Source organism: Sphingomonas sp. BGYR3 (assembly GCF_025153455.1).
GTDB lineage: Bacteria > Pseudomonadota > Alphaproteobacteria > Sphingomonadales > Sphingomonadaceae > Sphingomonas.
In genome coordinates, this window is record NZ_JANZNT010000001.1 from 1,481,651 (window position 1) to 1,505,556 (window position 23,906).

23 protein-coding genes are annotated in these 23,906 nt (G+C 67.3%); 12 read left to right on the plus strand and 11 right to left on the minus strand.

All coding sequences use genetic code 11. From position 1 onward, the window contains the following. The first annotated feature begins 167 nt into the window (after nt 1–167). From NYR55_RS06940 to glpX, 3 genes are all read left to right on the plus strand, one after another. Nucleotides 168–1,121 carry a 2-oxoglutarate and iron-dependent oxygenase domain-containing protein gene (locus tag NYR55_RS06940; RefSeq protein ID WP_260021587.1) on the plus strand — a complete coding sequence of 318 codons (954 nt, stop codon included), beginning with the start codon at nt 168–170 and terminating at the stop codon, nt 1,119–1,121. Between the two features lie 103 nt (nt 1,122–1,224). After that, complete coding sequence (locus NYR55_RS06945; RefSeq protein WP_260020471.1) at nt 1,225–2,514, plus strand: homoserine dehydrogenase; 1,290 nt, start codon at nt 1,225–1,227, stop codon at nt 2,512–2,514. 124 nt (nt 2,515–2,638) lie between these two features. Further along, nucleotides 2,639–3,607 (plus strand): class II fructose-bisphosphatase, encoded by a 969-nt coding sequence (gene glpX / locus NYR55_RS06950; protein WP_260020472.1) that lies wholly within the window; start codon nt 2,639–2,641, stop codon nt 3,605–3,607. 33 nt (nt 3,608–3,640) lie between these two features. Here glpX and NYR55_RS06955 read toward each other — a convergent pair whose 3' ends face one another. From NYR55_RS06955 to NYR55_RS06975, 5 genes are all read right to left on the minus strand, one after another. Beyond that, a complete protein-coding gene (locus tag NYR55_RS06955; protein ID WP_260020473.1) occupies nt 3,641–4,411 on the minus strand; it encodes an ABC transporter permease in 771 nt (256 codons plus the stop codon). A gap of 1 nt (nt 4,412) precedes the next feature. Beyond that, nucleotides 4,413–5,342, minus strand: coding sequence for an ABC transporter ATP-binding protein (locus tag NYR55_RS06960; protein WP_260020474.1), 930 nt, complete (start codon nt 5,340–5,342; stop codon nt 4,413–4,415). 72 nt (nt 5,343–5,414) lie between these two features. Continuing rightward, nucleotides 5,415–6,152: a DsbA family protein gene (locus NYR55_RS06965; protein WP_260020475.1), complete on the minus strand. Its 738-nt coding sequence runs from the start codon at nt 6,150–6,152 to the stop codon at nt 5,415–5,417. Between the two features lie 8 nt (nt 6,153–6,160). Next, the gene (locus tag NYR55_RS06970) at nt 6,161–7,519 is read right to left on the minus strand and encodes a M48 family metalloprotease (RefSeq protein WP_260020476.1); all 1,359 of its coding nucleotides are present in this window, start codon (nt 7,517–7,519) and stop codon (nt 6,161–6,163) included. 111 nt (nt 7,520–7,630) lie between these two features. Next, nucleotides 7,631–10,357, minus strand: coding sequence for a ribonuclease E/G (locus NYR55_RS06975; protein ID WP_260020477.1), 2,727 nt, complete (start codon nt 10,355–10,357; stop codon nt 7,631–7,633). Between the two features lie 462 nt (nt 10,358–10,819). Between NYR55_RS06975 and NYR55_RS06980 the strand changes: the two genes are divergently transcribed. The 4 genes from NYR55_RS06980 to NYR55_RS06995 all read left to right on the plus strand — a co-directional run bounded on the left by NYR55_RS06980 (nt 10,820) and on the right by NYR55_RS06995 (nt 16,631). Next, a complete protein-coding gene (locus tag NYR55_RS06980; protein WP_260020478.1) occupies nt 10,820–12,064 on the plus strand; it encodes an N-acetylmuramoyl-L-alanine amidase in 1,245 nt (414 codons plus the stop codon). Between the two features lie 77 nt (nt 12,065–12,141). After that, a complete protein-coding gene (locus NYR55_RS06985) occupies nt 12,142–14,664 on the plus strand; it encodes a transglycosylase domain-containing protein (RefSeq protein WP_260020479.1) in 2,523 nt (840 codons plus the stop codon). Nucleotides 14,665–14,733: 69 nt separating this feature from the next. After that, nucleotides 14,734–15,861 (plus strand): peptide chain release factor 2, encoded by a 1,128-nt coding sequence (gene prfB, locus NYR55_RS06990; RefSeq protein ID WP_260020480.1) that lies wholly within the window; start codon nt 14,734–14,736, stop codon nt 15,859–15,861. 2 nt (nt 15,862–15,863) lie between these two features. Further along, complete coding sequence (locus tag NYR55_RS06995; RefSeq protein ID WP_260020481.1) at nt 15,864–16,631, plus strand: methyltransferase domain-containing protein; 768 nt, start codon at nt 15,864–15,866, stop codon at nt 16,629–16,631. 9 nt (nt 16,632–16,640) lie between these two features. Here the strand turns inward: NYR55_RS06995 and thiL are convergent, their stop codons facing one another. Next, complete coding sequence (gene thiL / locus NYR55_RS07000; protein WP_260020482.1) at nt 16,641–17,543, minus strand: thiamine-phosphate kinase; 903 nt, start codon at nt 17,541–17,543, stop codon at nt 16,641–16,643. Between the two features lie 31 nt (nt 17,544–17,574). Further along, on the minus strand, nt 17,575–18,159 hold the full coding sequence (locus tag NYR55_RS07005; protein WP_260020483.1) for an NADPH-dependent FMN reductase: 585 nt from the start codon (nt 18,157–18,159) through the stop codon (nt 17,575–17,577). A gap of 67 nt (nt 18,160–18,226) precedes the next feature. Between NYR55_RS07005 and crcB the strand changes: the two genes are divergently transcribed. Genes crcB through NYR55_RS07030 form a run of 5 tightly spaced genes read left to right on the plus strand, consistent with a single transcriptional unit; the run spans nt 18,227 to nt 21,279 of the window. Beyond that, nucleotides 18,227–18,601 carry a fluoride efflux transporter CrcB gene (gene crcB / locus NYR55_RS07010; protein WP_260020484.1) on the plus strand — a complete coding sequence of 125 codons (375 nt, stop codon included), beginning with the start codon at nt 18,227–18,229 and terminating at the stop codon, nt 18,599–18,601. Next, nucleotides 18,598–19,701 carry an RluA family pseudouridine synthase gene (locus NYR55_RS07015; protein WP_260020485.1) on the plus strand — a complete coding sequence of 368 codons (1,104 nt, stop codon included), beginning with the start codon at nt 18,598–18,600 and terminating at the stop codon, nt 19,699–19,701. The genes crcB and NYR55_RS07015 overlap by 4 nt, the downstream gene beginning before the upstream one ends. Then, the gene (locus NYR55_RS07020) at nt 19,698–20,360 is read left to right on the plus strand and encodes an HAD-IA family hydrolase (RefSeq protein ID WP_260020486.1); all 663 of its coding nucleotides are present in this window, start codon (nt 19,698–19,700) and stop codon (nt 20,358–20,360) included. The genes NYR55_RS07015 and NYR55_RS07020 overlap by 4 nt, the downstream gene beginning before the upstream one ends. Continuing rightward, nucleotides 20,357–20,584 (plus strand): hypothetical protein, encoded by a 228-nt coding sequence (locus NYR55_RS07025; protein WP_260020487.1) that lies wholly within the window; start codon nt 20,357–20,359, stop codon nt 20,582–20,584. Before NYR55_RS07020 ends, NYR55_RS07025 begins: the two co-directional genes overlap by 4 nt. After that, entirely contained in the window at nt 20,581–21,279 is a 699-nt protein-coding gene (locus NYR55_RS07030) for an ATP12 family protein (RefSeq protein ID WP_260020488.1), read from the plus strand. Before NYR55_RS07025 ends, NYR55_RS07030 begins: the two co-directional genes overlap by 4 nt. Before the next feature lie 6 nt (nt 21,280–21,285). Here the strand turns inward: NYR55_RS07030 and gmk are convergent, their stop codons facing one another. The 4 genes from gmk to fumC all read right to left on the minus strand — a co-directional run bounded on the left by gmk (nt 21,286) and on the right by fumC (nt 23,903). Beyond that, on the minus strand, nt 21,286–21,963 hold the full coding sequence (gene gmk / locus NYR55_RS07035) for a guanylate kinase (protein ID WP_260020489.1): 678 nt from the start codon (nt 21,961–21,963) through the stop codon (nt 21,286–21,288). A 50-nt stretch (nt 21,964–22,013) separates the two neighbouring features. Then, entirely contained in the window at nt 22,014–22,208 is a 195-nt protein-coding gene (locus tag NYR55_RS07040; RefSeq protein WP_260020490.1) for a hypothetical protein, read from the minus strand. Continuing rightward, entirely contained in the window at nt 22,205–22,441 is a 237-nt protein-coding gene (locus tag NYR55_RS07045; RefSeq protein WP_260020491.1) for a hypothetical protein, read from the minus strand. The genes NYR55_RS07040 and NYR55_RS07045 overlap by 4 nt, the downstream gene beginning before the upstream one ends. A gap of 76 nt (nt 22,442–22,517) precedes the next feature. Continuing rightward, the gene (fumC, locus tag NYR55_RS07050; RefSeq protein WP_260020492.1) at nt 22,518–23,903 is read right to left on the minus strand and encodes a class II fumarate hydratase; all 1,386 of its coding nucleotides are present in this window, start codon (nt 23,901–23,903) and stop codon (nt 22,518–22,520) included. Nucleotides 23,904–23,906: the final 3 nt, after the last annotated feature.

Here is a 23,906-nt window from a genome sequence, read left to right on the forward strand (position 1 = left end):
AGACCGCGAACGCGGCCGGATAACTGAACACGGACCGGTCGCATGGTGCAACCGCCGGTCGCGATGCCTCTGCACCCGCCGGGCCCGCGTTTCAACCCTGTTCGGGGCGGATGGTTCATCCTATCTTGGCCCCATCAACAGCCATCACCCGGTCGGAACGAATGACGATGCTCGATACCCCCCTTGCCGAAATCCCCCTGCTGTCGCTGGCCAGCGCCGACGCCGATCCCGACGAATTTGCCGCGGCGCTTGGCGGATCGTTCGCCCGGTTCGGCTTTGCGATGGTCAGCGATCACGGCGTCGATGCCGCGCTGGTCGCCCGCGCCTGGGCCGCGACGGAGGCGTTCTTTGCCCTGCCGGAGGATGAAAAGCGGCGCTACCACATCCCCGGCGGCGGCGGCGCGCGCGGCTATACCCCGTTCAAGACGGAGATCGCCAAGGGCGCATCGCACGTCGACCTCAAGGAATTCTGGCACATCGGCCGCGAACTGCCCGCCGATCATCCCTATCAGCGGTTCATGTCCCCCAATGTCTGGCCCGATCAGCCGGACGGGTTCAAGGACACGTTCCTGACGCTGTTTTCGGCGCTGGACCGGGCGGGCGACCGCCTGCTTTCCGCGATCGCCCGCTATCTGGACCTGGCGCCCGACTGGTTCGACCCCGCGGTAAAGGACGGCAATTCGGTGCTGCGCCTGCTCCATTATCCCCCCGTGCCCGCCGATGCCCCCGAAGTGCGGGCCGGCGCGCATGAGGATATCAACCTGATCACCCTGCTGCTCGGCGCAGAGGAAGCCGGGCTGGAACTGCTCGACCGCGATGGCCGCTGGCTGCCGGTCAAGCCGCCGGAAGGCGCGATGGTCGTCAATGTCGGCGACATGCTGCAACGGCTGACCAACCATGTCCTGCCGTCGACCACGCACCGCGTCGTCAACCCCGCCCCGGAACGGCGCGGCTATTCCCGCTATTCCATGCCGTTCTTCCTGCATCCGGCGCCGGATTTCATGATCAGGACGCTGCCCGGCTGCATCAGCGCGGATCGGCCGAACCGCTATCCCGAACCGATCACCGCCCATGACTATCTGCTGGAGCGGCTGGTCGAGATCGGGTTGATCAAGAAATAAGCTTGCGTGCAGCGCCAGCATTCTGTGCAAAAAATGCGCAACGATGCTGGACGCCGCCGACAAGCGCGGCTAGTCGCCGGTCGTTCGGGAACAAGAGGGCGACATGGGCGACAGTTTGCGGGTGGCAATTGCGGGACTTGGCACGGTGGGCGCGGGGGTTGTCCGCCTGATCGATACCAATGCCGGCCTGATCGCGCGGCGCGCCGGCCGCCCGATCGAGGTGGTGGCCGTGTCCGCCCGCGACCGCAGCAAGGATCGCGGCATCGACATGGGCCGGTTCGACTGGGTCGATGATCCCGTCGATCTGGCGCGCCATGGCAATGCAGATGTAGTGGTCGAACTGGTCGGCGGGTCGGACGGCCCCGCCCTTGCCCTTGCCCGCGCGACGCTGGCCAGCGGCAAGGGGCTGGTCACCGCCAACAAGGCGATGATCGCGCATCACGGCCTGGAACTCGCCTCGGCGGCGGAGGCCGCTGCCGTCCCGCTGAAGTTCGAGGCCGCGGTGGCCGGCGGCGTGCCCGTCATCAAGGGGCTGCGCGAAGGCGCTGCCGCCAACGAACTGACCCGCGTGGCTGGGATCCTCAACGGCACCTGCAACTTCATCCTGTCCAAGATGGAGGCGGAGGGCCGCGATTTCGCCGATGTGCTGGCCGAAGCGCAGCGGCTGGGCTTTGCAGAGGCGGACCCCAGCTTCGACATTGACGGCGTGGATGCCGCGCACAAGCTGTCGATCCTGGCCGCGCTGGCATTCGGCACCCGGCCCGCATTCGGCAGCGTCGCGATCAGCGGTATCCGCCACGTCATCGCCGCCGATATCGCAGAGGCGGCGGCGCTGGGCTATCGCATCCGCCTGGTCGGCATTGCCGAGGCGGGCTCGAACGGGCTGTTTCAGCGGGTGCATCCGCATCTGGTGCCGATGGATCACCCGCTGGCCCATGTCACCGGATCGCTGAACGCGGTGATGGCAGAGGGCAATTTCGTCGGTCCGCTGCTGTTTCAGGGCCGCGGCGCGGGCGAAGGCCCGACGGCCAGCGCGGTCGTCGCCGACCTCATCGACATCGCGCGCGGCGAATATGGCCCGCCCTATGCCATGCCCGCCGATGCGCTGGCGGATGCAGAGCCGGAGGCGGCGGGCGAGCGCCGGGGCCGCGCCTATCTGCGCCTGACCGTGGCGGACAAGGTGGGCGTGCTGGCCGAAATCGCCGCCGCGATGCGCGATGCCGGGGTTTCCATCGAAAGCCTGATCCAGCGCGGGGCGGCCAGCGACGGCAGCGTTCTGGTCGTCATCGTCACGCATGAGGGGCCGGAACGCGCGGTTGCCCATGCGCTGGACAAGCTGAGCGGCAGCCCCAGCATCATCGGCCAGCCGATGTGGATGCACATTCTGGGTTAACGGCGCCCATTTCCGGAACAGCGGGCCGGTTTTTTCGGCCTTTTGGCCCGGCAACGTGCTCGACAAGTTCAGGCCGCTCGCCTATCGCCCGGCTCGCATAGGTATTCAGGGAGATACGCCGATCATGACAGCCGCCAGCTCGATCCTTGACCGCGTTCTCGTCCTCGAAATGGTCCGCGTGACGGAGGCCGCCGCCATCTCGTCGGCCAAGCTGATCGGCCGGGGCGATGAAAAGGCCGCCGACGCCGCTGCGGTAGAGGCGATGCGCGAGGCGCTGAACGAGCTGTACATGGACGGCACCGTCGTGATCGGAGAGGGCGAGCGCGACGAAGCGCCGATGCTCTATATCGGCGAAAAGGTCGGATCGGCGCCGGGCAAGGGGCCGCGCATCGACATCGCGCTCGACCCGCTGGAAGGAACGACGATCACCGCAAAGGCGGGGCCGAACGCGCTGGCCGTGCTGGCCATCGCGGAGGAAGGCGGCCTGCTCAACGCGCCCGACGTTTATATGGACAAGCTCGCCTGCGGTCCCGGCCTGCCGGACGACATCATCGACCTGAGCAAGAGCCCCACCGAAAATGTCAACGCGGTCGCCGCCGCGCGCGGGGTTCAGCCGAGCGATCTCAACATCTGCGTGCTGGATCGCCCGCGCCACGAAAAGCTGATCGCGGAACTGCGCGCCTGTGGCTGCGGCATCATGCTGATCCCCGATGGCGATGTTGCTGGCGTGATCGCGGTCGCGGATCCGGAAACCAATATCGACCTGTATATGGGTCAGGGCGGCGCGCCCGAGGGCGTGCTGGCGGCGGCTGCGCTCCGCTGCGTCGGCGGTCAGTTCAAGGGCCGGCTGGTGTTCCGCAACGACGATGAACGCGCCCGCGCCCGCAAATGGGGGATCGAGGATCTGGACAAGATCTATGACCTCAAGGAACTGGCCAAGGGCGACTGCATCTTTGCCGCGACCGGCGTCACCGACGGTTCGCTGCTCGACGGGGTCAAGCGCCTCAATGGCAAGCTGGTCACCGAAAGCGTGGTGATGCGCGCCAGCAGCGGCACCGTCCGCTGGGTCAAGGGCGAACACCGCATCGCCTGACCCGTCCCCCTGCCGTGTACGCGGCGGGGCGGATCAGTTCTTCAGCCGGTATCCCGTGCGGAACATCCAGGCGATGATGCCCAGGCACAGTGCCAGGAAGGCCGCGGTAAAGCCGAGGCTTGCCGCGATCGGCACATCGCCCTGCCCGAAAAAGCTCCAGCGAAAACCGCTGACCAGATAGACGACCGGATTGAACAGGCTGACCGTCCGCCAGGGCTGGGGCAGCATGTCGATCGAATAGAATGCGCCGCCCAGAAAGGTCAGCGGCGTGACCAGCAGCGCGGGCACGAAGTTCAGCTGTTCGAAGTTTTTGGCCCAGATGCCGATGATGAACCCGAACATCGAAAAGCTGATGGCGGTCAGCAGCAGGAACGCGATCATCGCCGCCGGATGTTCGATCCGCAGATCGACGAACAGGGTCGAGGTGATCAGGATGATCAGGCCGATCGCCACTGATTTGGTCGCCGCCGCACCGACATAGCCGATCACCAGTTCCACCGCCGAAACCGGCGCGGACAGCAGTTCATAGATCGTGCCGGTGAATTTCGGGAAATAGATGCCGAACGAGGCATTGAGGATGCTCTGCGTCAGCAGGGTCAGCATGATCAGGCCGGGCACGATGAACGCGCCATATTCGACGCCGCCCACGCCGTTCATCCGGCTGCCGATGGCCCCGCCGAACACGATGAAATAGAGCGATGTGGTCAGCACCGGCGTCACCAGGCTTTGCCACAGGGTGCGCAGCGCGCGGTTCATCTCGAAGCGGTAAATGGCGAGCACGCCGCGCGGATTGGCGATCGCCATGTCAGTGTTTCCCCTGCTCGACCAGATCGACAAAGATATCCTCAAGCGACGATTTGCTGGTTTCCAGATCGGCAAAGCCGATGCCCAGGTCCGCCAGCCGGCGCAGCAGCGACGGCACGCCGGTCCGCTCCGCCTGCCCGTCGAAACGATAGCGCAGCACGCTGCCCTCCTCGTGCAGCTCCAGCTGCCATTCGGCCAGTTCCGGCGGGATCGCGGCAAGCGGCTCGGCCAGCGTCACCGTCAGCTCGCGCTTGCCCAGCTTCTGCATCAGCGCGGCCTTGTCCTCGACCAGCAGCAATTCGCCCTTGTTGATGACGCCGACCCGGTCGGCCATCTCCTCGGCCTCTTCGATGTAATGCGTGGTCAGGATGATCGTCGTGCCGCGTTCGCGCAGCCGCCCGATCAGGCGCCACATATCCTTGCGCAGCGACACGTCGACGCCCGCCGTGGGTTCGTCCAGAAACAGGATGTCGGGTTCATGCGCCAGTGCCTTGGCGATCAGCACGCGGCGCTTCATCCCGCCGGACAATTCCATGATCTTCGACTTGCGCTTGTCCGCCAGCGACAGGTCGGAGAGGATGCCGGCGATATAGGCCTCGTCCGCCGGCTTGCCGAACAGGCCGCGACTGAACCGGACGGTCGCCTCGACCTTTTCGAACATGTCGACCGACAGTTCCTGCGGCACCAGGCCGATCCGCTCGCGCGCGCCGCGCCAATCGCGCACCGCATCCTTGCCATCGACCATGATCGTCCCGCTGCTGGGCGTCACGATGCCGCAGATCATCGAAATCAGGGTCGTCTTGCCCGCGCCATTGGGTCCGAGCAGGGCAAAGATTTCCCCCCGCCGGATATCCAGGTCGACCGATTTCAGCGCGGTAAAGCCGCCGGCATAGGTTTTGCCGACGCCCCGCAATGACAGGATGGAATCCATTGAACCGATGATGCCCCTTGTTCCCTGACCAGCAACATGGGGCACCGTCCGGATGCCCGCAATGGCGATGGGTCAGCTTTTCTGACGTGCCTTGTCCACCGCCGCCTTCATCGCTTCATAGGGGACGGCGCCGTTGATCACCTGATCCCCGATCACCCAGGTCGGCGTTCCGCTGGCGCCCAGGTCCCGCACGATGTTGAGGTTGGCGGCAATTTCCTGTTCCACGCGCGGCGATGCGATCACCCGTTCGGCCCGCGCCCGGTCCAGCCCGACAGCAGCAACGGTCGCCTGGATCGTCGCCGGGGACAGCTGGCCTGCGGCATAGAGCCGGTCGTGGAACGGCTTGAACTTGCCCTGCTCCGCCGCCGCCAGCGCCCAGTTGGCGGCATCGCGGCTCGCCTCGGACAGGATGGGCAGCTCGCGATAGACGATGCGCACGCCCTTGTCCTCGGCCAGCAGCCGCTCGACGGACGGCAGGCTGGCCCGGCAATAGCCGCAGGCATAATCCATGAACGCAACCACCGTGACATCGCCGTCCGGATTGCCGGCCCATGCGCTGTCGAAGGGCTTCAGCAGCTTTGCCTCGTTGCTGTCCACGATCTTGGCCGTTTCGCGGGCGCGCAGCCGGTCCATCGCCTCGGGCAGCACTTCGGGATGTTCGTACAGGTAATCACGAACGGCATCGCCGCCCGCCGCCCCGCCGCCGCGCAGCCGGTCCGCGCCCGCCACGATACCGCCGCCGATCGCCGCCGAACCCAGTGCGACCAGCGCCACCACCCATAGCGGCGCGCCGCCCCGTTCTCCTGCCATGTCCTGCCTCAATTCCGCCTGCGACCGCGCTGTTCCGACAACGCGTTCTGGGCCACCATCACGATATCCTGTGCACGCAGCCATTCGCCCGAACCCTGCGGCAACAGGCCCAGTGCCGTCTGGCCGCTGGCCATGGCAAGGCCCGGCTCACCCATCATCAACGCGCGCTCGGCAGTGGCCAGCGCGGTGCGCGCCCGGTCGCCCTTGCGCTCGTAAACGGTGCCAAGCTGAAACCAGGCAAACGGGTTTTCCCGGTCGCGGTTGACGGCGGCGCGCAGCACCCGTTCCGCCTCGTCCAGTTGTTCCTTGTCCTCGGTCGCGATCAGCGCATGGCCCAGCGTCGTCGCGATCAGCGGCTGGCCGTTGGTCAGCTGGACCGCGCGGCGCAGCGGGGCGATCGCATCCCTCGGCTTACCGGATTCCAGCAGGATCTGCCCCTCCAGCTCCAGGAAATAAGGATTGTTCGGCTCCGCCCTGACCAGCGCCATGGTCGCATCGCGCGCCTGATCGGGATAACCCGATTTGTGCCAGGCATAGGCGCGGGCATAATCCGCGATTTCCGACGTGTTGCTGGTCGGATAAGCGCGCAGCGTGTCCTGCGGATCGTTCACATATCCGCGCAGCTTGGCCTGAACCAGTTTGAACCGGCGTTCCAGATCAGCGTTCAGCGGCCGGGAAAAGGCGGGCGACGCCTCCACATCCGCGGTCAGGTTGGCAATGCGCTCGCCCGACAGCGGGTGGGTGCGGTTATAGCTGTTTTCCTGCGGGATCGCGAGCCGGTACTCGGTATTCTGCAGCTTTTTGAAAAAGGATAGAAAGCCCTTTCCGGTGATGTTGGAATCGCGCAGCAGCCGCGCTCCGGCGGCGTCGGCCGAACTTTCCTGCGTGCGGCTGAACGCCAGATAGCTGCCCATCGCGGCCTGTTGCCCGGCGGCCAGGATACCCGCCCCGGCCTCGCCAGCCCCCGCCGCCATCGCAGCGATGCCCAGTACCAGGCTCAGGATGGAAATGCCGGTCGCCGGACCGGACCCGCGATCGCGCAACGGCACGTGACCGCCGATGATATGGCCGATTTCGTGGGCGATGACGCCCTGCACCTCATTGGCGCTCTCTGCCTTGTCCAGCAGGCCGGTGTGGATATAGACCGCCTGACCACCGGCGACAAAGGCGTTGATCGACGGATCGTTAATCAGCACGACCTGAAAATTGCGCGGGTCCAGGCCGGCCTTTTCCACCAGCGGGCGCGACATGTCATTGAGCAGCGCCTCGGTTTCCGCATCGCGCAGGATCGACTGCGCACGGGCGGGAAGCGCCAGGAACAGACAGGCCATGGCGAACAAGGTGACAAGGCGCTTCATCGCCGTCATTGGACCGCTTTCTCTCCCCCGCCGCAAGTCGGGCGCGGCGGTTTCCTTGTCCTTCCGGGCTGAACCGGCGGTGAAGGGCGGCGCGATGCCGCCCCTCACCGGTCCGGGATATCAGGCGCCGAAGGTGCGCTGCCACCATCCGCGACGCGGCGGCGATGCTTCTGCCGGCTCGTCTGCTTCCGTCGCAGCGACCGGCTCGGCCGGCGCCGCATCGGCAACCGGTTCGGCCGCGACCGGCGCTTCCAGCACCGCCGCCTCGGCAGGGGCCGCCGCAGCTTCGGCCTTTTTCCGGCGCGTCCGCTTGGGCTTTTCTGGCGCAGCCTCAGCCACCTCGGCGACCTCGGCCGGTTCGGGCGCTGCCGCTACCGGCTCGGCTTCAGCGGCCGGAACGGCCACCTCTGCCTCGGCGTCGTCGCTCAGCTTGGTCTTGCGCGACCGGCTGCGCTTCGGCTTGGGCGCAGGCTCTTCCGCGGCAGGTTCGGCTGCAGCTTCGGCAGGTACCGGCTCGGCAACTGCTTCGGCCACCGGTTCAGCAGCAGCGGCGACGGCAGCCTCCGCCTTCGGCCGGCGACGGGTCCGCTTGGGCTTTTCCGGCTCGGCTTCAGCCACTGTCTCGGTCGCTGCAGGCGCTTCCGCGGCAACGACAGGCTCGGCCTCGGCCTCAGCGTCGGCTTCATCACCCGTTTCCGGCAGCTGCTCGCCGCCCTCACGGTTGCGGCGACCGCTGCGGCGACCCCGGCGGCGGCGCTTGCGCGGCGCGCCATCGTCGCCCGTGGCGGCGTCGTTGCCGGCATCGGCTTCGCTGGCCTCGCCTGCCTCGCCCGCTTCGTCGGTATCGCCGTCACCTTCGGCTTCGGCCCCGGCTTCACCCTCTGCGAACGTGCCGCCTTCCTCGTCCGACGAGCGACCACGGCGGCCGCGACGGCGACGGCGGCGCTTGCGGCCGCCCTCTCCCTCGCCCTCACCGTCGCCACGCGTACGACGGGGGGTATCGGCCTCCTCGTCAGCCGCTTCTTCCTCGAACGCCTCGTCCTCGTCCTCGAACGGCAGGTCGTCGTCGGCATCCTCGATCAGCACCGGCGGGCGCGGCGTGAATACCGGCGGCGGGCCGGACGCTTCGACCGACATCCGCGCGCCTTCGCGCTCGCCGTCCGACGCGACCTCGATGGTCACGCCATAGCGTTCCTCGATCTCCGCCAGTTCAGCCCGCTTCTTGTTCAGGACGTACAAAGCCGCTTCCTGGCTGGCGCGCAGCAACAGGTTCGATCCGCGGCCGCGACCGGCCTCGTCCTCGATCAGGCGCAGCGCCGACAGGCCCGCCGACGATGCGGTGCGGACCAGGCCCGTTCCCTCGCAATGCGGGCACGGCCGGGTGGAGGCTTCCAGTACCCCGGTGCGCAGCCGCTGGCGGCTCATTTCCATCAGGCCGAACGGGCTGATCCGCCCGACCTGGATGCGGGCGCGATCGTTCTTCAGCGCCTCCTTCATCGCCTTTTCGACCTTACGGACGTTGGACGAATGATCCATGTCGATGAAATCGATGACGACCAGACCGGCCATGTCGCGCAGGCGCAGCTGGCGGGCGATTTCCTGAGCCGCCTCCAGATTGGTGGCCGTCGCCGTCTGTTCGATATTGTGTTCGCGCGTCGACCGGCCGGAATTGATGTCGATCGACACCAGCGCCTCGGTCGGATTGATGACCAGATAGCCGCCCGATTTCAGCTGGACGACCGGATGGTACATCGCCGCCAGCTGATCCTCGACGCCGAACCGCTGGAACAACGGCACGCTGTCCGCATAATGCCGCACGCGCCGGGCGTGGCTGGGCATCAGCAGCTTCATGAAATCCTTGGCCTGGCGATATCCGTCCTCGCCCTCGACGATCACCTCGTCGATGTCGCGATTATAGATGTCGCGGATCGCCCGCTTGATCAGGTCGCTGTCGCCATAGACCAGGGCAGGCGCGGTGGATTTCAGCGTCGTTTCGCGGATGCCGTCCCACAACCGGGCCAGATAGTCGAAATCGCGCTTGATCTCGACCTTGGTCCGCTGAAGCCCGGCGGTGCGCACGATGCAGCCCATGCTGGGCGGCAGGGCCAGGTCGGCCATGATCTGCTTCAGCCGCTTGCGGTCGGCAGCGGACGAAATCTTGCGCGAAATGCCGCCGCCATGCGCGGTATTGGGCATCAGCACGCAATAACGGCCGGCCAGCGACAGATAGGTGGTCAGCGCCGCGCCCTTGTTGCCGCGCTCTTCCTTGACGACCTGCACCAGCATCACCTGACGCCGCTTGATCACGTCCTGGATCTTGTAGCGGCGGCGCAGGTTCATGCGGCGCTGGCGCAGCGCCTCGACCGCATCGTCGCCATTGCCGCGGCCCTTGCGGCGCGGGCGGCTGTCGTCGCTGCCGCCGGTTTCGGACGGCTCGGCGCCCTCTTCCTCGTCGGCGGGACGTTCCAGCACCTCGACATCGCCGTCATGGTCGGCGCCGTCGTCATGGTCGTGATCGTCGTCATCCCCGTCGTCGCGCAGCGCCGCTTCCTCGGCCGCATGCTCCGCTTCCTCGCGCAGCAATGCCTCGCGGTCCTCCTTGGGGATCTGATAATAATCCGGGTGGATTTCGCTGAACGCCAGGAACCCGTGGCGATTGCCGCCATATTCGACGAACGCGGCCTGCAGCGACGGTTCGACCCGCGTCACCTTGGCCAGATAGATGTTGCCCTTGAGCTGCTTGCGCTCGGCCGATTCGAAATCAAACTCCTCGATTCGGTTTCCCTTGACGACGGCGACGCGGGTTTCCTCCCGGTGCCGTGCGTCGATCAACATACGCATGGTCATTTATGATTCTCCGGGCGCGCCCGCCGCGTGGGGGGCATGGCGCGCTGATGTCAGAAAAGGCCGGGGCAGCACTGGCCGCCCCGGGATTGGAAATTACGCTGTGTATTTCGCTGCCGGCCGCACGGCCGGTCCGGTGGACCGGCGCCCCATTCGCCGCACCGCCCGTCGCCGCCAGGGCGATTTCGGGCAATGGGCAAGGATAGTGCAGCATGGCGAACGTCAACCTGAAGACCTGCGTCGGCGGGATCGCGCAAAACGCGTCGCCCACGCAGTAAAAATGCGAACCAGAGTGGTTCCGTATAATTCCCTAGCACCGCGCGCCCGGCGCGGCAACACCATGGGAACATGCCACTGCTATCGCGGAAAATGCCTAGCGAGGCGTTAACCGTACCGATTCACCGCGTCTTGGGTGACGGGGCGTAAACCATCCGCATCGACCGATCTGGGGGAAGGCAGACGAGCATGCGTTTGGGCTGGACCGGCCCGGCCCTTGTGCCCAATATCGCACGGGTGGGGTTCATCATCGCCTTTTTCGCGGCCTGGTTCGGCGGCCCGGCCGCCTGGGCCGGGACGGTTCAGTCCGTGCGCGTGGACCCGGGCCGGATCGTCATCCGGCTGGATTCCCGCGTCGCATCGGCCAGCAGCTTCGTCGTCAACGATCCCCGCCGCATCGCCGTGGACATTGCGGGGGCCAGCCCCGGCGGCACGGTCGCCGCATCCGGGCCGGTCGCCCGGATCCGGCAGGGCCGGCCGGACGGCGATACCGCCCGCATCGTGTTCGACCTTGATCGTCCCGCCGTCATCACCGGCGGCCGGCTGGATCCCGCCGGCCAGTCGCTGACCCTGACGTTCGAGGCGGTGGACGACCGCCGCTTTGCCGCTGCCGCTGCGCGCGGGCGCACCCTGATCGCCGGTCCGGCGACGGGCGTTGCCGCCGCCGCCGTGCCTGCCGCGCGGCCCGCCCCGCCCCTGCCCCGCATCCTGGGCGATGATCCCAGCCGCCCGCTGGTGGTGATCGATGCCGGCCATGGCGGGCGCGATCCCGGCACCATCTCGCCCTTTGACGGGACCGCGGAAAAGGCGATGACGCTGGCCCTGGCGCGGGCCATGCGCGACCGGCTGCTCGCCACGGGCAAGGTGCGCGTCGCCCTGACCCGCGACGATGACCGGTATCTGTTGCTGCAGGACCGTTTCGGCATCGCCCGGCGGCTGGGCGCCGACCTGTTCATCTCGGTCCATTGCGACAGCGCGCCCCATGCCGGCGCGTCGGGCGCAACCGCCTATACCCTGTCCGAAATCGCGTCGGACAAGGAAGCCGCCCGGCTCGCCGCGCGCGAGAACAAGGCGGATATCATCGCCGGCATCGACCTGGGCGGGGCCGAATCGGATGTCCGCTCGATCCTGATCGACCTGACCCAGCGCGAAACGATGAACCTGTCCGCCGCCTTTGCCCGGCTGCTGGGCCGCGAGGCAGAGGGCCTGATCCCGGTCAAACCGAACTTTCATCGCATGGCCTCGCTGGTGGTGCTGAAGGCGCCCGACATGCCGTCGATCCTGTTCGAGGCAGGGTATCTGACGAACGAGGCGGATGCCCGGTTCCTTGCGTCTGCCGATGGGCGCAAGCGGATGGCCGAAACGGTCGCCCGCGCGGTGGAGGTGCATTTCGCCCGCCGCCTCGCCTCCCGCGAAGCAGCGCCCGCCAGCTAGGGCAGGCAACCGATTGCGACGAACGCGGCCCGCTCGGCACTGGCAAAGCGGCCCGGTTTTGCTAAACCCCCGGCGATATGGATCAATCCGAAACGCCGCCCGTCACGGTTCGCATCCAGCGCAATGCCGCCGGGCTGCGGACCCGGCTGTCCGGGATCCGCCGGCGCTGGTGGTTCCGCCTGATCGCGTGGATCGCGCTGCTGGCCGGGGTCGGAACGGCGGTGCTGTGGGGGATGGTCGCCCGCGACCTGCCCTCGGTCGAGGCGCTCAAGACCTATGAACCGCCGCTGCCCAGCTATGTCCGGTCCAATGACGGCGCGCCGGTGCACATCTATGCCCGCGAACGGCGCATCCAGCTCGATTATTCAGAATATCCGCCGCTCCTGGTCAGCGCCTTTCTGGCGGCGGAGGATCGCACCTTTTTCGAACATGGCGGCCTTGATTATCCTGGCCTGGTGCGCGCGGCATTTCAGGGCGTGGTGCGCGGGGAAACGCCGCGCGGCACGTCCACCATCACGCAACAGGTTGCCAAGAACCTGCTGCTGAACAACGAAGTCAGCTATGTCCGCAAGGCGCGCGAGGCGCTGCTCGCCTGGCGGATCGAGGATACGCTGTCCAAGCAGAAGATCCTTGAGCTGTATCTGAACCAGATCGCGCTCGGCCGGAACGCGTTCGGGGTCGAGGCGGCGGCCAATGCCTATTTCGACAAGCCGCTGGCGCAGCTGACCCTGCCGGAAATGGCCTATCTTGCCGTGCTGCCCAAGGGGCCGGCCAATTACGATCCCGATCGCCATGCCGACCGCGCGATCGAACGGCGCAACTGGGTGCTGGGCGAAATGCTGCGCAACGGCTTCATCACCGCGGCGCAGCATTCGGCGGCGGTTGCCGCCCCGCTAGGCGCCGCACCGCGCCGCACGCCCCGGTTCGAGCGCGGGGGCGGCTATTTCGTCGAAGAGGTGCGCCGCCAGCTGCTCGACAAGTTCGGCGAGTATCAGGAAGACGGGCCGTACAGCGTCTATGCCGGCGGCCTGTGGGTCCGCACCTCGTTCGATCCCAAGATTCAGGATTATGCTGCAAAGGCGCTGCGCGAAGGGCTGATCCGGTATGAATCCGGTCGCGGCTGGTCCGGCCCGATCCGCAACGAGGAAATCCGCGACGGCAACTGGTTCGGCGCGCTGATCCGCACCAATGTCGAACTCGATTACGCCGACTGGCGCGCCGCGATCGTCATTTCCCGCGACGGCGACAGCGCACAGATCGGGCTGACCGACGGGCGCACCGCCACGCTGCCCCGGTCGGGCGCGCTGATGCCGGTGCGGGGCACGGGCGGCATCGCTTTTGCCGCGCTGAAGCCCGGCGACATCATCGCGGTTGCACCGCAGGGCGCGGCCTATGCGCTGAAATCCATCCCGCGCGTGTCGGGCGGCATGGTGGTCGAAGAACCGCGCACCGGCCGCGTGCTGGCGATGCAGGGCGGGTTCGATTCGCGGGTTCAGGCATTCAACCGCGCAACCCAGGCCAATCGCCAGCCCGGATCGACGATCAAGCCGATCGTGTACACCGCCGCGCTCGAAGCGGGGATGAGCCCGGCCAGCATCATCGTCGATGGCCCGCTCTGCGTGAATCAGGGCCCGCGCCTGGGCCAGAAATGCTTCCGCAATTTCGGCGGCGGATCGGCGGGGCCGCGCACCATGCGCTGGGGCATCGAACAGTCGCGCAACCTGATGACGGTGCGCACCGCCACCCAGACCGGCATGGACAAGGTGGTGAAGCTGATTCAGGACGTGGGCGTCAGCGAAGGCCGCTTCCCGCCCTATCTGTCCTATGCGCTGGGCGCGGGCGAAACGACCGTGCTGCGGATGGTCAATGCCTATTCCATCCTGGTCAATCACGGCCGCGCGCTCACCCCGTCGCTGATCGACTATGTTCAGGACCGCCGCGGTCAGGTGATCTGGCCGGAGGCATGGCGGCCCTGTGATCGCTGCAACGCGCCCGACTGGGACGGAAAGCCGATGCCGCGCCCCAATATCCGCTCGCGCCAGATCGTCGATCCGCTCAGCGCCTATCAGATGGTGCACATTACCGAAGGGGTGATTCAGCGGGGCACCGCCACGACGCTGCGCGATCTGAAACGCCCGATCATGGGCAAGACGGGAACGTCCACCGGCCCCAACGACGTGTGGTTCGTCGGCGGCACGCCCCAGATGATTGCGGGCCTGTACATCGGTTATGACAGCCCGCGCAGCCTGGGCGGATACGCACAGGGCGGCACGCTGGCCGCACCGATCTACAAGACCTTTGCTCAGGCCGCGTACAAGGATGTGCCGGTGCTGCCCTTTGCCGCGCCGGCGGGCATCCGCATGGTCCGCATCGACCGGATGAGCGGCCGCCCCGTCTTTGGCACCTGGCCGACCGACGAGCCCAAGGCCGCCGTAATCTGGGAAGCCTTCAAGCCGGAGATGGAGCCGCGCCGCGCCGCGCGCGCCCGTGCAGAGGGCGAACGCGCCGCGGTCAGCGACCCTGCGAAACAGGGTGCCGCACCCCGGCGCGCCACCCAGTCCGACAGCGACTTCTTGCAAAGGGAGGGGGGAATCTACTAGCGCGCTGGCTCGTCGATCACCGGGCGCCGCTGCGCCCCTGACCCTGATTTCAAGGACTGGAGAGTTTCCATGCGCGCCGAAGCGCAAGCCCATATCGACCAGATCAACGATGCGCTCGCGCTGCTGCGCCGCTCGCTGGACTGGGATCGCGCGCTGCGCCGCCTCGACGAGCTGAACGCCCGGGTCGAGGATCAGGCGTTGTGGAACAATCCCAAGCTGGCGCAGGACGTGATGCGCGAACGCCGCCGGCTGGACGAGGCGATCAGCGCGACCCGCGCGATCGAATCGGAACTGGCCGACACCGCCGAACTCATCGAAATGGCCGAAGCCGAAGGCGACACCGCCATGGCGGATGAGGGCGTTGCCGCCCTGGCCGAACTGGCCGGCCGGGCAGAGACGGACAAGGTCAAGGCGCTGTTGTCGGGTGAGGCGGACGCCAACGACACCTATATCGAAATCAATTCCGGCGCGGGCGGCACGGAATCGAACGACTGGGCCGAAATGCTGCAGCGGATGTACACCCGCTGGGCGGAAAAGCATGGCTACAAGGTCGAGCTGATCGATTATCACGCCGGCGAACAGGCGGGGATCAAATCGGCGACCCTGCTGGTCAAGGGCGAGAATGCCTATGGCTATGCCAAGACCGAAAGCGGCGTCCACCGCCTTGTCCGCATCAGCCCGTATGACAGCTCGGCGCGCCGCCACACCAGCTTCTCCTCGATCTGGGTCTATCCGGTGATCGACGACAATATCGAGGTGGAGATCAACGAAAGCGAGCTGCGCATCGACACCTATCGCGCGTCGGGTGCCGGCGGACAGCACATCAACACCACCGATTCCGCGGTCCGCATCACGCACCTGCCCACCGGGATCGTGGTGCAGTGCCAGAACCAGCGCAGCCAGCACAAGAACAAGGCAGAGGCGTATAACCAGCTGCGCGCCCGCCTGTACGAACGCGAACTGGCCGAGCGCGAGGCGGCGGCGAATGCGCAGAACGCGACCAAGACCGATATCGGCTGGGGCCACCAGATTCGGTCCTATGTGCTGCAACCCTATCAGCTGGTGAAGGACCTGCGCACCGGCGTCACCTCGACCTCGCCGTCCGACGTGCTCGACGGCGATCTCGATGCGTTCATGGCCGCCGCGCTCGCCCAGCGCGTGACGGGCGAGGCGGTTCAGGTGGAGGACGTCGACTGACCATGACCGCGCCGCGCGCTGCCTTCCGGCTTTTGTCCGCCGCGTGCGGCGCGCTGGCCCTGTCGCTGATGCTTGCCGGTTGCGGCACTGCCCCGGGCAGCCCCGGCAACCGGACGGACGACGATACCGAGGATTTTCCGGCCGCGGACCGTCCCGTCGCGGCCATCGTGTCCAGTCGCTGGTCCACCGAGGAATCGCGCGACCGGTTGCGTGAGGCGGACACGGTGATGGACAAGGCGGAAATCACGCCCGGCATGACCGTGGCCGATATCGGCGCGGGCGAGGGCTATTACACCACGCGCCTTGCCGACCGGGTCGGTGCGCGCGGCCGCGTGCTGGCCGAAGACATCATCCCGTCCATCCATTCCGCGCTGGCCGAGCGGGTGACGCGCGAACGGCTGTCCAATGTCTCGGTCCGGCTGGGCGAGGCATCCGATCCCAAGCTGCCGGAAAACAGCTTCGACCGCATTTTCATGGTCCATATGTATCATGAGATCGAGCAGCCCTATGCCTTTCTGTGGCGGATGCGGCCCTCGCTGAAACCCGACGGGCTGGTCGTGGTGGTCGATGCCAACCGGCCGACCGAACAGCACGGCACGCCGCCTAACCTGCTACGCTGCGAATTCGCGGCGGTCGGCTATTCGCTGGTCGAAATCGAACCGATGCCCCGCGCAGGCGGCTATTTCGCAACCTTCCGCGTCGCCGGGCCGCGCCCGGAGCCCCGCGACATCGTGCCCTGCCGCCTCCGGAAACCTGCGGCGAAGAACTAGCCCGCCGGGCTAGCCGCCATGCTCATAGCCCAGCCGCCCCGTCTGCGGCACGCCATCCAGCATCACCGCCGCCGCACCGCGCTCTGCCAGCCATCCGATGCGGTGCGCCGTCAGGCCGGGCGGCACCGCCCCCTCGGCAGCGGCGAACAGCAGCGCATAATCATCGCCCCAGCGCAGCGCCTCACCCTGCAGCAGCGGGTCGGCATCGCGCAGCGCGTCGGCATAGGGAATGGCGGCACTGTCGATCCATGCGGTCACGCCGCTGGCATCGGCCATCCGCGCCGCGTCGATCAGCACCCCGTCGGAAATGTCCATCATCGCGCTGACGCACGGGGCCAGCATCCGCCCCTCGGCCAATAAAGGCACCGGGCGCAGATAGGCCTGGGCCAGATCGTCGGGGCATGGCCGCCCCCCGCTCAACAGGGCGTGGCCCAGCATCGCCGCGCCGATCGTGCCGGTGATGTACAGCGGATCGCCCGCCCGCGCGCCCGCCCGGTCCGGCACCGGGCGATGCGTCGCCCGCCCGATCGCCGTCAGGCCATGGACCGCGGCCGAGCGCCCTGGCACCGAAATCGTATCCCCGCCCATCAGCGGCACGGAAAAGGCGCGCAGCGCCTCGCCCAGCCCCTCGACAAACCGCTCCGCCCCCGGCCCCAGCGTCGCGCCGATCAGCACGCCCAGCGGCTCCGCACCCTTGGCCGCCAGGTCGGACAGGTTGGTCGCCACCAGCTTCCAGGCGATGTCGGCAGGGTCCGCATCGGCCAGGAAATGCACGCCCGCCGCCATGGCATCATGCGTCAGGATCAGCGTCTCACCGCCCAGTTCCAGCAGCGCCGCATCGTCGCGCAGGCCGCGCGCGCCAGGGTGCAGCGGCAGGCGGCGCAGCGCGTCGATGAAATCGGATTCGGTCATGCCGCGCCGCTATGCCGCATTGCCCGGCCCATCAATAGGGCGGATCCGCACGCTCGCGCTGGGCCTTGGCCGCTTCCATCCACCATTCGAAATCGGCCGCAAACCGGGGAAAGGCGCGTTCCAGCGCATGGCCGCCATCGCCCTGCGGCTGTGCGTCCTCATCCAGCGCCTGCCCGATCTGACCCACGGTCAGCGTGGATGGCACCACCGCCATGCCCATCTCGCTCAGCGTCGGATGCCAGGCCGAATTGGCCCGCGCCCCGCCCAGCCGCCCGGCGGAATAGCTGGCGATAGCGGCCGGCCGCCAGAACCATTCTTCCAGAAAATGGTCGGTCAGGTTCTTCAGGCCCGGCTGTACCCCCCAGTTATATTCGCCCGTGACGAACAGGAACCCGTCCGCCGATTTCAGCATTCCGGCCAGCGTCTCCAACGCCTCCGGCGCCGTGCCGGCCGGATATTCCTTGTACATCCGGTCCAGCATCGGCAGCCCGACGGCCTGTGCATCGACCAGTTCGACCGAGTGCGACCGGTCGCTCATCGCCCGGACCAGCCATTCGGCCAGCCGGATGCCCTGACGATCGCGGCGATAGGAACCGTAAAGGACGAGAACGCGCATGACCCTGCTCCGCAATGATGTGGACGGGACGCTAGCGGGCGGCGGCCATTCCCGCTAGGCAGCAGCGATGATCCATCTGTTTCTCGCCATGGCGGGCGGCGCGATCGGGGCAGGGCTGCGGTACCTGACCGGACGGGCTGCCACCGCGCTGTTCGGCACCGGCCTGCCCTGGGGCACCCTGTTCGTGAACCTGTCGGGCGGCCTGTTGATGGGGATGCTCGCCGCCGCCGTGCTGCGCATCGAGGCGGGCGAGACGTGGCGGGTGTTCCTTGGCGTCGGCGTGCTGGGCGGCTTCACCACCTTTTCCGCCTTTTCGCTTGAGGTCATGACGATGCTTCAGCGCGGCGACTGGTCGCTGGCGGTCGGCTATGCCGTTGTTTCGGTGATCGGATCGGTTGCAGCGCTCGGCCTTGGCCTCGGGCTGGTCAGGGGGCTGGCATGACGGACGAACATCAGGTCCGGCAGTTCACCGTGGCGGCGGATGACGACGGCATCCGCCTCGATCGCTGGTTCAAACGGCATCTGCCCGATGCCAGTTTCAACATCGTGTCGCGCTGGGCGCGGACCGGCCAGCTTCGCCTCGACGGCGCGCGCGCCACACCGGGCGACCGCATCGCCGCCGGACAGGTGATCCGGGTGCCCCCGGCCGAACCCGTAAAACCGGAAAAGCCCGCACGGCCCGTGCGTCAGCGCCCGCCGCTGTCGCCGGAACAGGTGGAATTTGCCCAGTCGCTGGTCATCCACCGCGATGCCGCCGCGCTGGTGCTGAACAAGCCCCCCGGCCTTGCGACCCAGGGCGGGACCAAGACGTTCGACCATGTCGACGGCCTGCTCGACGCGCTGCAGTTCGAACAGGAAGGGCGGCCGAAACTGGTCCACCGGCTGGACAAGGACACGTCGGGCGCACTGCTGATCGCCCGTTCGGCGCGGGCGGCGGGCTATTTCGCCAAAAGCTTTTCCAGCCGCACCGCGCGCAAGGTCTATTGGGCGCTGGTCGTCGGCGTGCCCAGCATCGAGGACGGGTTCATCGACCTGCCGATCGGCAAACAGCCGGGCACGGGCGGCGAAAAAATGCATGTTGACGAGGAAAACGGCCAGCCTGCCCGCACCCGCTATCGCATGATCGAACGGGCGGGCAACCGCGCCGCCTGGGTCGAATTGCAACCCATGACCGGGCGAACGCATCAGCTGCGCGTGCACATGGCCGCGATCGGCCATCCCATTGTCGGCGACGGCAAATATGGGGGACCGGAGGCGTTCCTGTCCGGCGGGATCAGCCGCAAGATGCACCTGCACGCACGGCGGCTGCGCATCGATCATCCCGATGGCGGCGCGCTGGACGTGACGGCCGAACTGCCCGTGCATATCGCCGAAAGCATGAAGCTGCTCGCCTTTGACCTCAGCCTTGGCGAGCGCACGATGATCGACGATGGCCCGCCCCCGCCCAGCCGCGCCGTGCTGAAGCAGCAGGCAAAGGCCCATGCCAAGCAGGTCCGCAAGGAGCGCCGCGGCGAACGGCGCAGCCGGGGCAGCCGGGGATGAACCGCCTCGCTTTGTTCGATTGCGATGGCACGCTGGTCGACAGCCAGGCGAACATCTGCCTGGCGATGGAGGCCGCGTTCGACGGCGCCGGGCTGGCCCCGCCGCCGCGCACGCAAATCCGCCGGATCGTGGGGCTCAGCCTGCCCCAGGCGATGGCCGCGCTGTTGCCGGATGCCGATGACGGTTTTCACATGGCGCTGGCCGATGCGTACAAGGCGGCCTTTTTCCGCCTGCGGTCCAGCGGCACCATGCTGGCCGAACCGCTGTATGACGGGATTGCCGATCTGCTGGTTTCGCTTGCGGACACAGGCTGGGTGATGGGGGTTGCCACTGGCAAGTCCGATCGCGGCCTGGGCCTGATCCTTGCCCATCACCGCATCGACCATCATTTCACGACCCTGCAGACGGCGGACCGGCATCCGTCCAAACCGCATCCGTCGATGGTGGAACAGGCGATGGCGGAATCGGGCGCATCGCCGGAAACGACGGTGATGATCGGCGACACCCATTACGACATGGCGATGGCCAGGGCCGCCGGCACGCACGCGGTCGGCGTTTCCTGGGGCTATCACGCGCCGGACGAACTGATCGCGGCGGGCGCGGCATGGGTGGCCGATGACGCGCATCAGCTTCGCGCGCTGAAGGCGGCGCTGGCATGAACGGCATCGACGATGCGGAACGCACCGCGCGCAACCGCTATTTCCTGATCGTGCTGGCCAACATGGCCTGCGTCGCTGGTGCGGTGTTTGGCCTGTTGCTGATCGGGCGGTCGGTGGACACCCTGCCCCGCATCCTGGGCGCCGCGATCCTGCTGACCGGGCTGTACTGCATGGCCGTGGTACCAAAGGCGCTGGCCCGCCGCTGGCGGAGCCGGGCCGAATGAAGCGGTTCTGGACGCGTGCCGATGCCGTTCGCGGCCCCGGCGGCTGGGGCGTGACGCTGGATCGCAGGCCAGTGAACACGCCCGGCCGCGCACCGCTGAAACTGCCCGGACAGGCGCTTGCCCATGCAGTGGCGGAGGAATGGAACGGCGTGGGCGACACCATCGATCCGCGCGCCATGCCGCTGACCGGCCTTGCCAATGCCGCCATCGACCGGATTGCGCCCAATGCGGAACAGTTTGCCGCCGGCCTTGCCGCCTATGCCGCCAGCGACCTTGTCTGTTACCGCGCAACCGATCCCGCCGCGCTGATCGACCGGCAGGAAGAGGCATGGGATCCCCCGCTGGCCTGGGCACAGGCGCAATACGACGTGCGGTTTCAGGTGACACAGGGCGTGATGCACGTCGATCAGCCGCCGGTGACGGTCATCCGCCTGGGCGCTGCGGTCGTGGCGATGGATGCGTTTCACCTGGCCGCGCTGTCGCCGCTGGTCACGACGACGGGTTCGCTCGTCCTGGCGCTATGGCTGGCCGAAGGCGGGGCCGACCCCGACACCGTGTGGTCCGCCGCCATGGTGGACGAGGATTGGCAGGAGGAACGCTGGGGCAAGGATGAGCAGGCCCAACAGGCGCGCGCCGCCCGCCGCGCCGATTTCGACGCCGGCGTTCGCTTCCTTCAGCTCATCCGTTCCGAATAGCGCCGGTCAGCCGCGACCCAGCTCGCGGATAAATCCGATCAGGCCCGGCTGGCGCGACCGTTTCAGCCGTTCGGCGTGCAGGATCGTGCGCACCTGCTGGAAACAAGCATCGACATCGTCATTGACCAGCACATAGTCATAGCTGTCCCAATGGCTCGCCTCGCGGTCCGCCCGGTCCATGCGCCGGTCGATCACCTCCTGCGTGTCCGTGCCGCGCGACTCCAGCCGGCGGCGCAGCTCCTTCATCGACGGGGGCAGGATGAACACGCGCACGACGTCGCCGCCCTTCAGCTGAAACAGCTGCTGCGCGCCCTGCCAGTCGATGTCGAACAATACATCCTTGCCCGCATCCAGCATCTGATCGATCAGCGCGCGCGGCGTGCCGTATCGATGGTCGAACACATGCGCCCATTCCAGGAACTCGTGCCGCGCGACCATCGCCTTGAACGTGTCGGTATCGATGAAATGATAGTCCCGGCCATCCACCTCGCCCTTGCGGATCGGGCGCGTGGTCGCGGACACCGACATGCGCAGGTTTTCGCCCTCCTCGGCCAGCAGCCGCCGGGCAATGGTCGATTTCCCCGCGCCCGAAGGCGAGGAGAGCACGAAAAGGACCCCGCGCCGTTGAAAGCCATGGGGATCGGGTTCGTTTCGCTCTGCCATGCCCGCTACTGGCGCGGGCATGGGGCGATGGTCAAGCGGCTAGTGGCCCGACAGGGTCGGGAAAACGGCGTTCAGCGACGGCGCGCCTTGTGCCGGTCATACATCTTCTTGGCGACATATCCGCCGCCCAGCACCAAGCCGGCGGGTCCCATGCGGCGCAGCGCCGTGGCCGCAACCCATCCGATTGCGGCGCCCTTTGCCCCGCCGGTGCCATCACGGCGATCGATTTCACGGCCGACCAGCGCGCCGATGACCCGCCCGATCACGCCGTCACCTCCGCCGCCGGGGCAGACCGGCGGGTGCTGAAGTCAGCATAGGCCGATTTTGCCTTGCGCCACGCCAGCCAGCCGACCGTGCCGACAATCGCGACCGGAACGACGATGCGCAGCGTGTGGGCAACGACAACGCCGATGATCATGCCGTCGACGGCGCTGTCTTCGCCTTCGGATCCGTCAATGGCGCCGCCGATCGCGGCGCCCAAGATGGTGGTGAGGCTCATGGAAAACTCCCCTCGAAATGGTTCGGGGAAGAAACCGACGATCGCGGCACAGGTTCCCGTCGGCCGGATCCGTTAATCAAACCATGGTTTCCGGGCGCACCACCCGGTCAAACGTTGCTTCGTCCACCAGCCCCAGCGCCAGCCCGGCCTCTTTCAGCGTCAGGCCCTGTTCGTGCGCGTGCTTGGCGATCTTGGCCGCATGGTCGTACCCGATTTCCGGGGCCAGCGCCGTCACCAGCATCAGCGAGCGGTCCCGCAATTCGGCGATCCGCGCCTCATTCGCCTGCAATCCCTCCACACACCGCTCGGCAAAACTGTCCATGCCGGTCGCCAGCAGGTCGATGGACCGCAGCACCGCTGCGCCGATCATCGGCTTGAACACGTTCAATTCCAGATGCCCTTGCATCCCGCCGACGGTGATCGCGACATGATTGCCCATCACCTGCGCGGCCACCATGGTCAGCATCTCGCACTGGGTCGGGTTGACCTTGCCCGGCATGATCGAGCTGCCCGGCTCATTGGCCGGCAGGTCCAGCTCGCCCAGCCCCGATCGCGGGCCGCTGCCAAGCAGGCGGATGTCGTTGGCGATCTTGGTCAGCGCCGTCGCCAGCGTGTTCAGCGTGCCGGACAGGTGGACCAGCGGATCGTTGGACGCCAGCGCCTCGAACGCATTTTCGGCAGTGGTAAAGGGATAGCCGGTGATATCGGCAATCGCCCGGCAGACCTCGGTCGCAAAGCCCGGCGGCGCGTTGATCCCGGTGCCGACCGCGGTCCCGCCCTGCGCCAGCCGCCCGGTCCCGTGCTGGATCGCCGGTTCGATCCGGCGGCGCGCGCGATACACCTGATTGGCGTAACCGGAAAATTCCTGGCCCAGCGTCACCGGCGTCGCATCCTGCAGATGCGTGCGTCCGATCTTGACGATGCCGGCCCATGCCCGCGCCTTGGCATCCAGCGCGGCGAACAGCCGGTCGGCAGCGGGCATCAGTCGGCGCTCCGCCATCAACGTGGCGGCGATGTGCAGCGCCGTCGGAAAGCTGTCGTTCGACGACTGGCTCATGTTGACGTGATCGTTGGGGTGCACCGGCGTCTTGCCGCCGCGGGTGCCGGCCAGCATCTCGTTCGCCCGGCCGGCGATCACCTCGTTCACGTTCATGTTGGTCTGGGTGCCGCTGCCCGTCTGCCAGATGACCAGCGGAAACTGATCGTCCAGCGCGCCGGACGACACCTCTGCCGCCGCCGCCTCGATCGCGTCGGCAATTTCGGCGGACAGGCCGTGCGCCCGGTTCACCCGCGCCGCCGCCTGTTTGACGATGGCAAGGGCATGGACGATCTCGATCGGCATCCGCTCGCGCGCGCCAAACGGGAAATTGTCGATGCTCCGCTGCGTCTGCGCACCCCAATAGGCGCTGGCGGGCACCTCGATTGCGCCGATGCTGTCGGTTTCGGTCCGGGTCTGGGTCATGGC

Bases quoted from the DNA above. Each gene is read 5' to 3' on its own strand.
- glpX (WP_260020472.1), top strand. From the start codon at position 2,639: ATGACAGCCGCCAGCTCGATCCTTGACCGCGTTCTCGTCCTCGAAATG.
- NYR55_RS06955 (WP_260020473.1), bottom strand. From the start codon at position 4,411: ATGGCGATCGCCAATCCGCGCGGCGTGCTCGCCATTTACCGCTTCGAG.
- gmk (WP_260020489.1), bottom strand. From the start codon at position 21,963: ATGCCCGCGCCAGTAGCGGGCATGGCAGAGCGAAACGAACCCGATCCC.
- NYR55_RS07020 (WP_260020486.1), top strand. From the start codon at position 19,698: ATGAACCGCCTCGCTTTGTTCGATTGCGATGGCACGCTGGTCGACAGC.
- thiL (WP_260020482.1), bottom strand. From the start codon at position 17,543: ATGACCGAATCCGATTTCATCGACGCGCTGCGCCGCCTGCCGCTGCAC.
- NYR55_RS07015 (WP_260020485.1), top strand. From the start codon at position 18,598: ATGACGGACGAACATCAGGTCCGGCAGTTCACCGTGGCGGCGGATGAC.
- prfB (WP_260020480.1), top strand. From the start codon at position 14,734: ATGCGCGCCGAAGCGCAAGCCCATATCGACCAGATCAACGATGCGCTC.
- NYR55_RS06995 (WP_260020481.1), top strand. From the start codon at position 15,864: ATGACCGCGCCGCGCGCTGCCTTCCGGCTTTTGTCCGCCGCGTGCGGC.
- NYR55_RS06940 (WP_260021587.1), top strand. From the start codon at position 168: ATGCTCGATACCCCCCTTGCCGAAATCCCCCTGCTGTCGCTGGCCAGC.
- NYR55_RS06960 (WP_260020474.1), bottom strand. From the start codon at position 5,342: ATGGATTCCATCCTGTCATTGCGGGGCGTCGGCAAAACCTATGCCGGC.
- NYR55_RS07025 (WP_260020487.1), top strand. From the start codon at position 20,357: ATGAACGGCATCGACGATGCGGAACGCACCGCGCGCAACCGCTATTTC.
- crcB (WP_260020484.1), top strand. From the start codon at position 18,227: ATGATCCATCTGTTTCTCGCCATGGCGGGCGGCGCGATCGGGGCAGGG.
- NYR55_RS07030 (WP_260020488.1), top strand. From the start codon at position 20,581: ATGAAGCGGTTCTGGACGCGTGCCGATGCCGTTCGCGGCCCCGGCGGC.
- NYR55_RS06965 (WP_260020475.1), bottom strand. From the start codon at position 6,152: ATGGCAGGAGAACGGGGCGGCGCGCCGCTATGGGTGGTGGCGCTGGTC.
- NYR55_RS06975 (WP_260020477.1), bottom strand. From the start codon at position 10,357: ATGACCATGCGTATGTTGATCGACGCACGGCACCGGGAGGAAACCCGC.
- NYR55_RS07005 (WP_260020483.1), bottom strand. From the start codon at position 18,159: ATGCGCGTTCTCGTCCTTTACGGTTCCTATCGCCGCGATCGTCAGGGC.
- NYR55_RS06980 (WP_260020478.1), top strand. From the start codon at position 10,820: ATGCGTTTGGGCTGGACCGGCCCGGCCCTTGTGCCCAATATCGCACGG.
- NYR55_RS06970 (WP_260020476.1), bottom strand. From the start codon at position 7,519: ATGACGGCGATGAAGCGCCTTGTCACCTTGTTCGCCATGGCCTGTCTG.
- fumC (WP_260020492.1), bottom strand. From the start codon at position 23,903: ATGACCCAGACCCGGACCGAAACCGACAGCATCGGCGCAATCGAGGTG.
- NYR55_RS06945 (WP_260020471.1), top strand. From the start codon at position 1,225: ATGGGCGACAGTTTGCGGGTGGCAATTGCGGGACTTGGCACGGTGGGC.
- NYR55_RS06985 (WP_260020479.1), top strand. From the start codon at position 12,142: ATGGATCAATCCGAAACGCCGCCCGTCACGGTTCGCATCCAGCGCAAT.
- NYR55_RS07045 (WP_260020491.1), bottom strand. From the start codon at position 22,441: ATGAGCCTCACCACCATCTTGGGCGCCGCGATCGGCGGCGCCATTGAC.